16 protein-coding genes are annotated in these 14171 nt (G+C 71.0%); 4 read left to right on the forward strand and 12 right to left on the reverse strand.

The window, feature by feature from the left end; genetic code table 11:
• Positions 1-58: 58 nt before the first annotated feature.
• Positions 59-493, forward strand: a complete 435-nt coding sequence (locus OE229_RS09445; RefSeq protein WP_262137639.1) for a hypothetical protein — start codon at positions 59-61, stop codon at positions 491-493.
• A gap of 4 nt (positions 494-497) precedes the next feature.
• On the opposite strand, the gene OE229_RS09450 is transcribed toward OE229_RS09445, so the two are convergent.
• Both OE229_RS09450 and OE229_RS09455 read right to left on the reverse strand, forming a co-directional pair.
• Positions 498-1118, reverse strand: coding sequence for a hypothetical protein (locus tag OE229_RS09450; RefSeq protein WP_182065565.1), 621 nt, complete (start codon positions 1116-1118; stop codon positions 498-500).
• Positions 1119-1509: 391 nt separating this feature from the next.
• On the reverse strand, positions 1510-2964 hold the full coding sequence (locus OE229_RS09455; protein WP_262137641.1) for an APC family permease: 1455 nt from the start codon (positions 2962-2964) through the stop codon (positions 1510-1512).
• 97 nt (positions 2965-3061) lie between these two features.
• Between OE229_RS09455 and OE229_RS09460 the strand changes: the two genes are divergently transcribed.
• Positions 3062-3490, forward strand: a complete 429-nt coding sequence (locus OE229_RS09460) for a DUF6892 domain-containing protein (RefSeq protein ID WP_182065563.1) — start codon at positions 3062-3064, stop codon at positions 3488-3490.
• 32 nt (positions 3491-3522) lie between these two features.
• Here the strand turns inward: OE229_RS09460 and OE229_RS09465 are convergent, their stop codons facing one another.
• The 3 genes from OE229_RS09465 to OE229_RS09475 are packed head-to-tail and all read right to left on the reverse strand — an operon-like array spanning position 3523 to position 6179.
• Positions 3523-4134: a uracil-DNA glycosylase gene (locus tag OE229_RS09465; RefSeq protein ID WP_262137643.1), complete on the reverse strand. Its 612-nt coding sequence runs from the start codon at positions 4132-4134 to the stop codon at positions 3523-3525.
• Positions 4131-5333, reverse strand: a complete 1203-nt coding sequence (locus OE229_RS09470; RefSeq protein WP_182065561.1) for a glycosyltransferase — start codon at positions 5331-5333, stop codon at positions 4131-4133. Before OE229_RS09470 ends, OE229_RS09465 begins: the two co-directional genes overlap by 4 nt.
• Positions 5334-5342: 9 nt before the next feature.
• Entirely contained in the window at positions 5343-6179 is an 837-nt protein-coding gene (locus OE229_RS09475; RefSeq protein WP_262137647.1) for a DUF429 domain-containing protein, read from the reverse strand.
• A 157-nt stretch (positions 6180-6336) separates the two neighbouring features.
• Here OE229_RS09475 and ligD point away from each other — a divergent pair, with 157 nt between their 5' ends.
• On the forward strand, positions 6337-7359 hold the full coding sequence (gene ligD, locus OE229_RS09480; RefSeq protein WP_262137649.1) for a non-homologous end-joining DNA ligase: 1023 nt from the start codon (positions 6337-6339) through the stop codon (positions 7357-7359).
• A 23-nt stretch (positions 7360-7382) separates the two neighbouring features.
• Here ligD and OE229_RS09485 read toward each other — a convergent pair whose 3' ends face one another.
• The 5 genes from OE229_RS09485 to OE229_RS09505 form a co-directional block, all read right to left on the reverse strand.
• Entirely contained in the window at positions 7383-7526 is a 144-nt protein-coding gene (locus tag OE229_RS09485; RefSeq protein WP_155896788.1) for a hypothetical protein, read from the reverse strand.
• Complete coding sequence (locus tag OE229_RS09490) at positions 7523-7684, reverse strand: hypothetical protein (RefSeq protein ID WP_163343780.1); 162 nt, start codon at positions 7682-7684, stop codon at positions 7523-7525. The genes OE229_RS09485 and OE229_RS09490 overlap by 4 nt, the downstream gene beginning before the upstream one ends.
• A 142-nt stretch (positions 7685-7826) precedes the next feature.
• A complete protein-coding gene (locus tag OE229_RS09495; RefSeq protein WP_262137651.1) occupies positions 7827-8870 on the reverse strand; it encodes an ATP-dependent DNA ligase in 1044 nt (347 codons plus the stop codon).
• 161 nt (positions 8871-9031) lie between these two features.
• Positions 9032-9490: a hypothetical protein gene (locus tag OE229_RS09500; RefSeq protein ID WP_262137653.1), complete on the reverse strand. Its 459-nt coding sequence runs from the start codon at positions 9488-9490 to the stop codon at positions 9032-9034.
• Between the two features lie 26 nt (positions 9491-9516).
• Positions 9517-10512: a hypothetical protein gene (locus OE229_RS09505; protein ID WP_262137655.1), complete on the reverse strand. Its 996-nt coding sequence runs from the start codon at positions 10510-10512 to the stop codon at positions 9517-9519.
• Positions 10513-10634: 122 nt separating this feature from the next.
• Between OE229_RS09505 and OE229_RS09510 the strand changes: the two genes are divergently transcribed.
• The gene (locus OE229_RS09510) at positions 10635-11678 is read left to right on the forward strand and encodes an MBL fold metallo-hydrolase (RefSeq protein ID WP_262137658.1); all 1044 of its coding nucleotides are present in this window, start codon (positions 10635-10637) and stop codon (positions 11676-11678) included.
• A gap of 21 nt (positions 11679-11699) precedes the next feature.
• On the opposite strand, the gene OE229_RS09515 is transcribed toward OE229_RS09510, so the two are convergent.
• Both OE229_RS09515 and OE229_RS09520 read right to left on the reverse strand, forming a co-directional pair.
• Positions 11700-12332 (reverse strand): FMN-dependent NADH-azoreductase, encoded by a 633-nt coding sequence (locus OE229_RS09515; protein ID WP_182065556.1) that lies wholly within the window; start codon positions 12330-12332, stop codon positions 11700-11702.
• Between the two features lie 142 nt (positions 12333-12474).
• Entirely contained in the window at positions 12475-14061 is a 1587-nt protein-coding gene (locus tag OE229_RS09520; protein ID WP_262137661.1) for a putative Ig domain-containing protein, read from the reverse strand.
• Between the last annotated feature and the right edge of the window lie 110 nt (positions 14062-14171).

The raw sequence follows: 14171 nt of genomic DNA on the forward strand, positions 1-14171 counted from the left end.
TTCCACAGAACCCGGACCGCGCCTCGGGCGGCGGCTTCCGGTTCGGCACGCTGGAGCCATGCCTGACACCGAGATGCTCGACCGCCTGGTCCGTGAACCCGTCCGCACCGACGACGACGTCGTCCGACTCGTCCAAGCCGTCGTCGAACGGCCGCTGCGACGGCAGTGCTGGGTGCTGTTCCTCGACGACCGCGGGATGTCGATCCCGTTCCTGCTGCCGATCGCTGACCTGCCGTACTCCCCGGACGAACACGTCGACGACTTCGCGGCCCTGATCGCCGACATCGTGGCGCAGCTCGGGGCCGTCGACGTCGTGCTCGTGTGGGAACGCCCCGACGCCGACCGGCTCTCCCCGGTGGACTGGGAATGGGTCGACGCCTGCGCGTGCGCCCTCGACGAGCACTCGGTGCGGCTCCGTGCCCAGGTCGTCGTGCACTCCGGGGGAGCGGCGATCGTCGAGTTCGACGAGGAGACGCAGGCGGTGGCCTCGTGAGCGGTCAGCCCTGGGGAGCGACGTCCGGCACGTCCTGGCCGGTGAGCTCCTCGACGATCGCCTTCGCCTGCGGCCACGACTTCGCGTAGTGGTCCGGATCGGAGTTGATCTGTACCGCGTGCGCCATCTGCGTCGGGGTCATCGTCTTCCAGCCGGGGACCTTCACGAGCTTCGTGTAGAACATCGTCGCGGCCGTGTACGGGTCCATCCGCTGCTCGTACGTGCCCCAGGCGCCGTTGTCGCGCTGCTGGAACAGGCCGCGGCTGTCCGGGCCCGCGGCGTCGCCGTGGTCCAGGTTCACCAGGCTCGACTCGCCGATCGCGGTCATCACCCCGACGGCCTGCGTGTGCGGCCCGATGCCGAGCGCCTGTGCGGCTTCGATCACGGATGCGGCGTTCACCAGGCGGTCCTGGCAGAAGCCGCCGACGGGTCCGGCCGGCACGACCATCCCGCCGATCGTCTTCGAGGCGACGGCCGGGCACGCGGGAGTCGGGGTGGCGGCGCTCGACTTCGCGATGCCGGCGAGCGAGTTGACGGCGATCACCACGAGGACGACCACGCCGATGCCGACCGCCACGATCCCGGCGCCGAACACCGAGGCGAGGGTGATGCCGACACGGCGCATGACGGGACCTCTCGACGGGCTGGGCGGGTGCTGGGCGGGCGGAGCGGGAAGAGCAGCACGAGCGTACGGGCGCCTCCTGGGAAGCGAGCGGCGGCCCGCCGTGGTCGCACGTTCGGGGTTCGGGGTTCGCACTTCGGGGTCCGCGGTTCGCCGCCGGTCGCTCGCCGCATGGAAGGTGCGTCCCCGGCAACGAGTGACGGCTCTGGTTCACGAAGCGGGGGCTTCGCGAACCAGAACCGTCACGGGTCGTTCGTGCACGGCGGTCACCGCCCGCGTCGACCGTCCTGTCGACCCCGATCCCGGCCCCGACGCAGGCGCCAGCCTCCGGCGGACAGCGACAGCGCGGCGATCACCGCGATGACGACGGTCCAGATGACAATGGTCGCGTCCATCAGACGTCGCGGTGGTCGTGCGGCGGGCGCTGCACCTTCGTCGGCTCCGTCACGAGCCCGGTCGGGGCCTTCTCGGCCTGCTTCCGTCCGTGGGTGAACCAGGTCAGGACCCAGAGCAGCACGCCCAGCGCCAGCAGCGCACCGGCGATCTGGTACTGCTGTGGGTCACGACCGGACGAGAACGGCATGACGAGCCACAGGCACGTGATGACGCCGATGACCGGGATGACGACGCCGGCTCGGAAGTGCTTGTGGTCGACCTTGTCGCGGCGCAGCACGAGCACGGTCACGTTCACCACGGCGAACACCGTCAGCAGCAACAGCGAGGTGGTGCCACCGAGCACGACGACGATGGGCGACTCCGGGTCGAGCGAGACCCACCCGATCAGCAGCAGCGAGATGAGCGTGGTGAAGACGATCGCGGTCGACGGGGTGCGACGGGCGGGGGAGATGCGGGACAGGAAGCCCGGCAGCACGCCCTGCTTGCTCATGCCGTAGAGCAGGCGCGACGCCATCATCATGTTGATCAGTGCGGTGTTGGCGACGGCGAACATCGAGATGAAGGGCAGCAGGTCGGCGATCGGGAAGTCCGGCGCGGCGGTCTGCACGACGGTCACGAGCGGGGTCTCGTTGCCGGCGAGCTCACCGATCGGCACCACGGCCACGGCGCAGATCGACACGAGCACGTAGATCACCGCGGTGATGCCGAGGCCGGTGAGCATGATCTTCGGGAAGATGCGCGAGGGGTCCTTGGTCTCCTCGGCCATGTTCACCGAGTCCTCGAACCCGACCATCGCGAAGAACGCCAGCGACGTCGCGGTGCTGATCGACAGCAGCAGGGACTTGTCCTCCGGCGTCTCGAACATCACGACCCGCGAGAAGTCCGCGTTGCCGCCCGCGATCGCCCAGAACCCGATCAGGATCACCATGACGAGACCGGACAGCTCGACCAGCGTCAGCACGACGTTCGTCTTGACGCTCTCGCTCACCCCGCGGAAGTTGATGAACATCACCGCGAGCATGAAGCCCATCGCGATGAGCATCACCGCGCCGTTCGGCAGTTCGATGCCGAACCCGGCACCCAGGTTCGCCGCGAACGCCCGCGACGCCGTCGACGCTGACGTGATCCCGGAACACATCACGATGAACGTCACGATGAAGGTGACGAAGTGGATGCCGAACGCCTTGTGCACGTAGAGGGCGGCACCGGCGGTCTGCGGGTACTTCGTCACGAGTTCCAGGTACGAGAACGCCGTCAGCAGCGCGACCGCGAACGCGATGAGGAAGGGGAGCCATGCTGCCCCGCCGACCTCGGCCGCGACCTGGCCGGTCAGCGCGTAGACACCCGTGCCGAGGATGTCGCCGACGATGAAGAGCAGCAGGAGCTTGGGACCGATGACCCGGCGGAGCTCGTGCTGCTCCTGCTGTGGGCGGTCCGTCTTGGTGGTGGCCATGCGTCACCCTTTCGCGCGATGTGCCTTCCTGTCCAGTCCCACAGGGAGGTTTCTCGCGATCGCAACACGGTCGCTCGGCGACGGATACGCTCCGGCCATGGACCAGCAGTCGAACACCACCGAGGAGCCCATCGAGTTCGCGGACTTCAACGCGAAGCTCCTGGTGCTCGACGTCCTCTGCTACGACCTCGACGTCCTCGACCCCTACGACCCGGACGCCGAGGACGAGACCGACGAGGACCTCGACGTCGACGGGCAGGACGACCGGGCGCGCGAGTACTACGACGACCTCGACCTGCTGCCGTCGCACCTGTCGCTCGTCACCGAGATCACGGTGGACTCCGACCTCGAGGTGCTGCAGGACGTGCACCCCGGCTGGGACGGCTCGGACGACCGCTTCGACCCGCAGAACTGGGACGACCTGCTCGACCTGCCGGAGCTCCGCACCGTGTACGCCGCCGCGCCGCTGCCCGCCCACGTCACCGAGCGGCTCGCGGCCAAGGGCATCGAGGTCCGCTCCGCCTGAGCGGGTCTCGACCGGGACGGACCGACGGTCAGCTAGCGGTCCAGCGCCCGCAACTGTTCGGTGAACTCCTTCGCGCCGCCCTGCGCCGGGTGCCGCACGGCGGTCGCCTCGATGCCGGCCAGCGCGAGTGCCCCCTGCGCCTTCCGACCGACGGCGACCACCCGGACCCGGTCCATGCCGCCCAGGGCCTCCAGCAGCGCGAGGGCGACGGGCGCTCCCGAGCGGACCTCGGCGGGTCGGGGCGTCCGGTTCGTCAGCCGGTCCGGTGCCACGAAGGGGTGGTGCGGGAAGATCGCCCACGCGACGGGGAGCGCACCGCGCCAGCCGTCCAGTGCCGCGTGCACGACGCGCGACGACGCTTCCCACGGTGCGGTCGGTTCCGGCGGGACGAGGTACTCGGGTCCCAGCTCCCGCATGCTCGTGAACGGCACACCCGTGTTCGTCATGCCACGCCACCCCGGGGCCTCGGCCACGAGCAACGTGTCGGCCCCCGACCCGGACTGCTCCAGGTACCGTGTCAGGTTCGCTCGCCGCAGCCGTCCCTCGGCCGATCCGACGTCGTACAGCGCCTCGGCGTCCGACTCGACGGGCACGGCGTCGAGCGCCCCCCAGAACGCGGCGAACCGCCCGTCCGTCTCGCTCACGGGCGCCCGAGCACCCGGCGGTAGACGTCCTCGAGCCCCGCGGCCGACCGCTCCCAGCTGAGGCGCTCCGCGTGCTCCCGCCCCGCAGCGGCGAGTCCGGCGGCGTACGGCGCATCCGTCAGGATCCGCTCGATCTCGGCAGCCCACGCCTGCGGGTCGCGGGACTCGAGGACCACGCCCGTCTCCCCGTCGACCACCGCTTCGCGCAGGCCCCCGGCAGCGGCGGCCACGACCGGCACCCCGGAAGCGGAGCCCTCGAGCGCGACGAGCCCGTACGTCTCGGAGTGTGACGGCACCAGCACGGCTGCCGCGCCGCGGAACAGGAACGCCAGGTCGGCACGTGACTGCGGCCCGATGAAGGTGACGTGGTCGGCGATGCCCCGCGCCTCGGCGAGCCGACGCAGTTCGTCCACGTAGTCGCCCGCCTCACTCGAGACGTCGCCCGCGATGACCAGGGTGGGGCGGGCCTCCAGGCTGATGTCCGCGATCGCCTCGATCGCCAGGTCCAGGCCCTTGAGCGGCTGCACGCGAGCCGCCGCGACCACGTAGGGGGTGGCGGCGCGGCGCGCACCGACCGCCGCGGGCCGGAAGACGGACCCGTCGACCCCCGGCGGCACGATCCAGATGCGGGCGTCGTCGCCACCGAGTCGGGTGCGCACGGTCGACGCCTCGGCCTCGGACACCACGACGACGGCGTCCGACTCGCGGGCCAGCAGTTCCTCGCCGGCGATGCGGCCCGCGGACTCGGGGCGTTCGCCCTCGGACAGGGGCGTGGCCGGGTCGGCGGCGATGGAGTGGAACGACTGCACGTGGGGGACGCCGCGCTCGCGGGCGACGGGCAGCGCGGCCGCGCCGGAGAACCAGTGGTGCGAGTGCAGGACGTCGAACGGCCCGAGCTGCTCCAGCTCGTGACGGAACGGTTCGATGAACGCGTCGTGCTCACCCTTCGGCACCGGTTCGGCCGGCCCCGCGGACAGGAACCGCAGGCACACGCCCGGCACGAGCGACACCGAGTCCGGCTGCGTCGGTGCGGACCGGCGGGTGATGATGTCCACGTGGTGGCCCCGGTCGGCCAGCGCCTCGGCCTGGTGCCGGACGACGACGTTCATGCCGCCGACCTCGCCAGAACCGGGTTCGTCTCCGGGGGAGGTGTGCAGCGACACCAGCCCGATGTGCAGGGGTTCGGTCGTCGTGCTCACCGTTCAACCCTAGCCGCGCGGCCTCCGCTGCGACGGGCGCGCGGGTGCCACCACGACCGGCCGGCGGCCCGCCTCGTCCAGCGGGTCGGATGGGAGGCCCCGATCACCTCCCAGGATCTGCACGCGCTGGTCGCCGTGTCGCTCCCAGAACGCCGCCGTCCACGCGCACAGGGCGCCGTCCAGCAGGTCCTCGCGGTGCTTGTGCGTCGGACCGTGCAGGACCGACGGCTCGGCGAGCCGCTGCGTCAGCGGGTGCGAGTCGAGCAGCAGCGGCGGGTCGAGCGGGGTCTCGCGCAGCCGCCGGACCAGCTCGTCGAAGGCCTCGGCACGACGGGCACGTGCCTCGGCGGCGGGGATCCGGAGATCGAGTCGCTTGTACCGGGGCCGTTCCACGTCGTAGCCGAGCTCCTCCACCCCGACCAGCGTCGTGTACGGGTAGCACTCGAACATCGCCGGACCGGTGCGTCGTCGCATCGAATCCGTGTCGGAGACGTACCCGACACCCAGCGCGGTCAGCCGGTCGAGCAGCGCTGAGCCGGCGCTCGCCGCCGATGCCTGGTTGGTCGGGTTCGCGGCGATCTTCCACCGGCCGTAGCGCTGCCCGACCTGCCGCTCGGACTCGCGGATGCCCGTCGGGTTCGTCACGACGAGCGAGGCGTCCACGGCGATCAGGGATCGTGGCCCGAGGTGCTGGGCGATCCAGTCCGTGACGGCATCGACCCCGCGGGCCCACCCGGCGTCGGTGATCGTGCCGTCGTGGTCCATCGCCACCAGCCCGGTCTCGTTCGCGGCCTTCCGCTCGGAGCCGAGCCCCCACGCCAGGTCGATGCCGAGGTACGCGTTCACCCGCCCATCCTGCCGACCCCGGCCGCGGGACACCGGTGTCCGCGCGCTGAACACCGGCGTGCGCGTGTTCGACCTGGGAACACCGGTGTCCAGCGGGAGCGCGTCGGCGCACACCTGGCTGCGGGCGGGCGGCTGCCACGCGTGTACGGTCCGCTGCATGGCGAGCGAAGCGACGACGGTGCGGGTGCCCGGGCCCGACGGTGACCGCGAGGTCCGGATCAGCAGCCCCGCGCGGGTGCTCTGGCCCGAAGCGGGCATCACGAAGCTCGACCTGGCGGAGTACCTCGTGACGGTGGGCGACGCCTTCGTCCGGGCGAACGGCGACCGGCCGATCTCGCTGCAGCGGTTCCCGGGCGGCGTCGACGGCGAGCAGTTCTTCTCGAAGAACCCGCCGAAGGGTGCGCCCGACTACGTCCGCTCGGTCACGGTGACCTACCCGAGCGCCCGCTCGCACCCGCAGCTCGTGATCGACGAGCCGGCGGTGGCGGTGTGGGCCGCCCAGATGAACACGGTGGTCTTCCACCCGTGGGCCTCTCGTGCCGAGGACAGCGACCACCCGGACCAGCTGCGGATCGACCTCGACCCGCAGCCCGGCACCGACTTCGGCGACACGGTGCCGGTGGCCGAGGAACTCCGGAAGGTCCTCGACGAGGTCGGCCTGACCACCTGGATCAAGACGAGCGGCAACCGCGGCCTGCACGTGTTCGCGCCGATCCGGCCCGAGCACGAGTTCCTCGAGGTGCGGCACGCGGTGATCGCCGCGGCGCGCGAACTCGAACGCCGGATGCCAGACCGGGTCACGACGGCGTGGTGGAAGGAGGAGCGGGGGCAGCGGATCTTCGTAGACTTCAACCAGGCGAACCGCGACCGCACGATGGCCGGTGCCTACAGCCCCCGAGCTCTCGCACACGCCTCGGTGTCCACGCCGATCACCTGGGACGAACTGCGCACCGCAGACCCGACGGCCTTCACGATCCGCACGGTGCCGGAGCGGCTGCTGACCACGGGTGACCCGTGGGAGTCGATGGGGGAGCAGCCGGGCAGCATCGCCCCACTGCTCGAGTGGTGGGAGCGGGACCTGGCGAACGGCGAGGGCGAGCTGCCGTTCCCGCCGGACTTCCCGAAGATGCCCGGGGAGCCGCCGCGTGTGCAGCCCTCACGGGCGAAGAAGCCCAGCTGATGCCGAGCGGCCGACGCTGAGCCTCAGGCTGCGGAGGAGACGTCCCGCTGACGGTCCGGGTCCTCGACGCGCGTGGTGTGCGTCGGCAACCCGATGCTGGCGGTGTGCAGGCGGGTGAGCCGCGACCAGGTGCCGCGGTGCACGTCGGTGATGCCGTCGACGATCACGAGCCGAGTCCGACCGTGACGAGTGCGAGCGCCGTGGCGGTCACGCCGGCGATGGCGCTGATGACCGCGCTGAGCTGCAGGACGCGCTGGCGCCGTGCCTCTCGGACTTCTGTGAAGGGGCTCCGCCGCGGGTGGCGGACAAGCGTGCTGGTGCTCATGTCGACCGCTTTCGATCCGGGCGTCCGGACTGGACGCCTCGTGCTGCTGACATCATCCTGGCACGGCTTCGCTAGTTCGGCTAACTACTTTTCGCCGAACGTGACAGAACAGCGACAAACGGACACCACAGTGCGTTCCGCGTCAGGACAGCACGTCGCTCAGGTCGTACGCACTCGGCACCTCGAGCTGCTCGAACCCGCACGACGTCGCGTCACGGTCGGGTCGCCACCGCTCGAACTGCACGGTGTGCCGGAACCGGTCGCCCTCCATCTGGTCGTACCGGACCTCGAGCACCAGCTCCGGCGCCAGCCGGACGAACGACGTGTCGCGACCCGACGAGAACCGCGACCGTTCCCCGTCGCCGGTGACGGGCCTCCCGTCCGCATCGCGGAGCACGACGGGCTCGAGCTCGTCGATCAACGCGGCCCGGCGCTTGTCGGAGAAGGCGGAGACGCCGCCGACCTGGCGGAGCTCGCCGTCCGTGTCGTACAGGCCGACCAGCAGGGACCCGACGCCGGAGCCGCTCTTGTGCACGCGGTAGCCGACGGCGACGACGTCGGCGGTGCGGTGGTGCTTGATCTTGAGCATCGAGCGCTTGTTCGGTTCGTACGGCCGCGCGCGCGGCTTCGCGACGACGCCGTCGAGCCCGGCGCCCTCGAAGGTGGTGAGCCATTCGCGCGCCTGTTCGACGTCCAGCGTGGTGCGGGTGACGAAGAGCGGGTCGGTCATCGCGTCGCCGAGTTGCTCCAGGCGCTCGCGGCGCTCGTCGAAGGGCAGGTCGAGGAGCTCCTGTCCGTCGACCGCCAGCAGATCGAACGCCACGAACTGCGCAGGGGTCTCGACGCTGAGCTTGGCGATCCGTGAGGCCGCCGGGTGGATGCGCTGCGACAGTGCCTCCCAGTCCAGCCGCTCGGCGCCGGGCTCGCCGGAGCGCAGGATCACCTCGCCGTCCAGGACGACCGGGTGGTCGCGGCCGCCGAACTGCGCGCGGATCGCCTCGACGAGCTCGGGGAAGTACCGGGTGAGCGGCTTGGACCCGCGACTGCCGATCTCGACGTCGTCACCGTCGATGGTCACGATCCCACGGAAGCCGTCCCACTTCGGTTCGTACCGCAGCCCGCCCTTCGTGCTGTCCGGGTCGGGGACGGTGGCGACGGCCTTGGCGAGCATCGGTGTGATCTCCATGCGTCCTGTGTACTCGGGGGCTTCGCGGGGGCTGTCGGCGCGGCCTGCGCCGTCTGCCTGGAGGCCCGTGCTCCGCCCGGTGGATGTGCTCGGTGAGCAGAAATGGTCGGGTCCAGTGCCGGCACCCGACCATTTCTGCTCACCATGCACTGCAAGCGTGTTCAGCGTCGGCAGTCCGGCTCCATCTCCACCTGCGTGTGCGCGTTGGCGGTGTACGAGCGGCCTTCGGCTTGGTAGTCGATGAAGATGGGTCCTGTCGTACCTGATGTTCCCTTGTCGCGTGACAGGTGGATGGCGAGGTCGAAGTGCTCACCTGCGGGAACAGTCCGGCCGATCGCGGACCTCGGATCGCCCCATTCCTCCGCCAACGGCCACGACACCGACCCGGTCCTGCTGTACGGGGAGACCGGAACCAGCAGGACTTCGTGCGTCGTCACCCCGGTCTGCTCCGGCGTTCTGATGCCGGTGACCACGATGGGCGGACCGTTCTCCCTGTCGATCGGGATGCCGATCGAACCATCGAGTCGCGCGCTCTGGCACCAGACGGTGCCGCTGTCGGCGAACCGCAGCGGTCCGTTCGTCGACGGTGTGCACGAGGTGATCCCGAGCACGAGGGCCACCGCGAGAGCAGGAACTCCAGCGCGTTTCACTTGGTCACCGCCCGGACAGGCGTGCCTCCCCAGTAGCCGTGTGTGCCGCAGATGCGCTTGTTCGACGAGGAGTTGTTCGTGTACGACATCGAAGCCGAAGACGACCAACCGGTCTTCGCCGTGAGGTTCACTCCGAGCGGCCGGCACCACTGGGCGTACTGACCGTAGGTGAAGTACGTCGAGTACGCATTGCCGCCAGTCCGCGATCCGAAGCTCACGCCTGCGGTCGACGAGCGACTTGTCGTGCCCGCCTTCGACCAGGTGCCGCCTCGCCCGCTGGCCGAGTACGCCACTCCGAGGCTGGACGAAGCCCCGGCCTTGTACGTGAACCTCCCGGTCGTCGAGCCGGACATCGCGTAGGTCGCCCCGACCAGCACGCGACGGGTACCCAGGTTCTTGGTCTTCGTCTCCCCGCACACCTGCGTCATCGGCGCTGCGCCCGAACCCTGGACCGCCGGGGCTGATCCCTCCGCGATCAAGCCGGCTTCCAGTGGAGATTCGATGGTGGTGGTTCCGGTGATCTGCAACGGTTCGGTCGTAGCTGCCCGAGCCGGCGACGTCTCCTGGTCGAAGGCAGGGTCAACCAGGAGCACTCGACCGTCGTCGTGGACGATCTTGCGGCTGATCGAGTACGGGGCCAGTGCAGTCCCGTCCACGGCGCGGACCTCGAAGTCGACGACGGCGGACTCGTCCACCAACGCTTCGACCGTCGCGATGTCCTCGATGGTCAACTCGAAGGCCCCACTCGCTCCGACGCGGGAGGTCGCGACGCGGACGGACTCGACGGTATGGCCCGTCGCGGAGTCGGCATGGTCTCGAGCAGTTGCGAACAATGCGACCGGCGCGCCCCTCGAGAACGGCGATCCGTCCGCCCGTGTCGCGGTTCCGCTGATCGTCGGCCCGGGGGAAGTGCTCGCTGCTGCGAACGGGGCGATCGTCATCGATGTGGCCGCGAGACCGATGCTCGCGATCAGGACTGTGAACTTGCGCATAGATTCCTCTCGTCGGGATCAGCGACCACATCCTGAACATAGTGGAATACCAAAGGTGAAACAAGAGATTGCACGGCACTGCTCCTGCAGCACGAACCCGCGGCGTCGGTATGGTGGCCCGCGTGACGACCGTGCCCCCGCCGGCAGCGCCGGCCCCGGAACCGATCAGCCCCGTGCAGTCCGCCGCGCTCCGCGACGGCGTCCTGCCACCCGTCGAGCAGGTCCGGCCGGGCATCTGGACCCTCGCGGTGCCCTTCCGCTTCGGGGTGCCCGACGCGACCCTGGTCTACGTCGTCGAGGGGTCGGACGGGTCGCTCGCGGTGATCGACCCCGGGTGGTCGGCCGTCGGTGAGCTCGCCGAGCTGCGGGACGGGCTCGCCGCGATCGGACGCACCCTGGACGACGTGTCGCTCGTGGCCGTGACGCACCTGCACGCGGACCACCTGGGCGCCGCGGCGGCCATTCGCCGGGCGACGGGTGCCCGGGTGGCGATGCACGGCCTCGAGGTGCGCGCGCTCGAACGGGAGCGCACCGACGCGGAGCGGAACGACGCCGACATCGCGACGTGGGGACTGCCCGAACACCTGCGGGCCGGGGTCGTCGAGGCGTGGGGCAGCGGTCGCCGGATCGGGATGGGCCGGATCGAGGCGCCGTTCGCCGACGTGCTGCTCGAGGACGGCGACCCGCTGCCGATCCCCGGCCGGACGATCCGCACAGTGTGGACTCCGGGGCACACGGCCGGGCACGTCTGCTTCCTCGACGAGCCCGACGGTCTGCTGTTCTCCGGCGACCACGTGCTGCCGCGGATCAACTCCGGCATCGGGCTCGGCGGCCGGACCGGCACGAACCCGCTCGGGGACTACCTCGCCTCGCTCGCGCGGCTCGAGCCGTACTCCGACCTCGAGGTCTGCCCGGGGCACGAGTACCGGTTCCGTGACGTCGTCACCCGCGCGCAGACCCTGGCCCGGCACCGGGAGGAACGCTCACGTCACGTTGCGGCGGCCCTCGACGCACTGGCCCGTCCGACGCTGTTGGAGGTCGCCGCCCGGGTGCCCTTCAGCGGTGGGATCGAGTCGATGACCGGGTTCCTGCTCGCGAGCGCGCTGACGCAGACGGCCTTCCACGCAGACCTGCTCGGGCGGGCCGACGAGGTCCGGCCCGCCTGACGAGCGCCACGGACGCGCGGGTCAGCCGAGCGTCGTCGCGAGCCGCTCGATCGTCGTCTTCGCGTCGGCGAACTCTGCGGCGGCGTGCTGGGCCAGCGGTGCGAGATCCGGCAGCCGGTCGGCCAGGGTCGCGCTGACGGTGATCGGGTACAGCTTCATGCCGAGCGCGGTGCCGAGCACGATGTGCAGGACGGGGGAGCCGTGGTCCCAGCCCTCGGTCGGGGTGCCGGCGTCGTAGGTGGCTCCGCGGCTCACCACGGTGACGACGGGGCGGCCGGCCAGGGGCTGCACGCCGCCGGTCAGGATGCCGGGCACGTGGATGCGGTCGATCCAGGCCTTCAGGGTCGACGGCACGGTGTAGTTGTACAGCGGCGCACCCACCACGACGACGTCGGCGGCCAGGAGCTCGTCGATGACCGCCTGGCGCAGGGCCTCTGCCTCGGGCGCGACGGTCTCCTCCGCGGTGCGGTCGGCGGCGGCCCAGTGCAGCGCCGAGCTCTCGAGGTGGGGGAGCTGGTCGACGTGCAGGTCCCGCCGGACGACCGTGTACTCCGGGCCGCGGGCGCGCCAGGCGTCGGCGAAGGCCGCGGTCAGGGCACGCGAGCGGGAGTGGGACAGGTCGGCCGAGGAGTCGATGTGCAGCAGCGTGGGCATGTCGCCAACGCTACCGGCGCGGACCCGGCCGGGCGCGGATGCGGAAACGGCCCCGCCTGCTCCGGTGGAGGAGCAGGCGGGGCCGTCACGGGCCTCCCGTCCACCGCGCGGGCACGCGACGGACGGGAGACGTCTCAGAGTGTCAGCGCTGGGCGCGGCGACGGCGCGCGAAGCGGGCGCCGATGAGGCCGGCACCGGCGACGAGCAGGCCCAGGGCCCACGGCAGTGCGTCGGTGGTGTCCGAGCCGGTGTAGGCGAGCTGGCCACCGGTGTTGACCGGGGCGACCGGGGCCGCTGCCGGTGCGACCGGGGTCGGGTCGGCGATGCCGGCGACCGCGGTCGGCTGGACGTCGACGGCGAACGACGTGCTGAACGAACCGAAGGCGACGGACAGGTTGTGCACCGAGGCGTGCGGGAACGTGACGCCGACGATGCCGAAGTCACCGAGTTCGGGGTCCGGAGCGATCACGTCGCTGGCGACGTCCGACGTGACGGTCGGCAGGACCGTCTCGTCCTCGTCGGCCAGGATGTCGTTGCCGTACCGGTCGACGAGCCCGCCCTGGACGACGAGCGTGCCGCCCTGCTTCACGGTCGGACGACCGCCGTCGGTGAACACGACCGAGAACGAGTCGTCGGTGGACTCGGCGTCGACCGTGTAGACGGAGCCGTCGGGCGCGATGATCCACGAGCGCTGCTTCTCGGCTTCCAGCTGCGAACGGTCGATCGTGTAGACCTGCACGCCGAGCGGAGCGCCGGCTTCGACGGTGAGTGACACGTACTGGGTGACGGACTCGGTTCCGCTCGTCGCGGTCACCGCGAACTCGTAGTCCCACGCGTCGGTCGTGACGCCGCTGAGTTCACCGGTCGAGGCGTCGAAGGTCAGACCGTCGGGGAGCTGGTCCTCGGGGGCCGCCTCGTCCTCGGGGAACTCCTCGGCGTACTCGGCATCGTCCTCGGAGAACCAGGCGAGGCTGTACTTCGGCTCCGGGAAGCCCTGCGCACGGAAGGTGTGCGAGAAGGCGTCACCGGCGGCGGTGCTCAGCTCGAGCGGGCTGTCCTGCGTGGCGCCGGCCTCGGTGGGCTGGCCGTCCTCGCCGAGGAACGCCGGCGTCTGCGTCACGGCCGCGGTGGCCTCGGACTCGACCGTGGAGGTCTCGGTCGCGCCGGGCAGCGTGCCCGTCACGGCGACGGTGATGGTCTTGCGGACGTCGGTCGGGTCGACGACGTAGCTCGCGGCCTTCGACAGGACGTTGCCGTCCTGGTCGGTCCACGAGTACTTGTACCCCGCCTCGTCGTCGAAGCCGGTGACGACGGCGACGAGTCGGGTGCCGACCTTCGCCGTGCCCTCGATGGTGACGGTGGCGTCGGCGGCCTTGGCCGTGACGTCGGGCTTCGGCGTCTCGGTCGGCTTCGGGGCCTCGGTGGCGGCAGGCGCGGTGGTCTCCGGTGCGGCCGGCTCGCCGGCCTCGGGGGTGGGTGCCGCCGGGGTCTCCTCGGCCGGAGCCGGGGTCTCGGGCGCGGTCTCGGCGGGCGGGTCCGTCGGCGTGGGCGTCTCGTCGGAGACGACCGGGGCGGGCGTCTCGGCAGCCACGATCGGCTGCGTCGTGTCGAGCGTCTCGGCGTTGGCGGCCGTCGCGGTCATGATGCCGAGGCCGGTGGTCAGGCCCACCAGTGCGACGGTGGTGCCGACGGCGCAGGCGCGACGGACGGTGGAGGTGCTGCGGTGCACGGGGTCCCCCCAGGGGTCGGTCCGGGCTCTTCGCCCGGATCATGTGAATTTGCCGAGAATGTCGGCGTTCTCGGATCGTAGCGGGATGACGTTGCCGGGCTGTGACGATT

It is taken from the genome of Curtobacterium poinsettiae, assembly GCF_025677645.1.
GTDB lineage: Bacteria > Actinomycetota > Actinomycetes > Actinomycetales > Microbacteriaceae > Curtobacterium > Curtobacterium poinsettiae_A.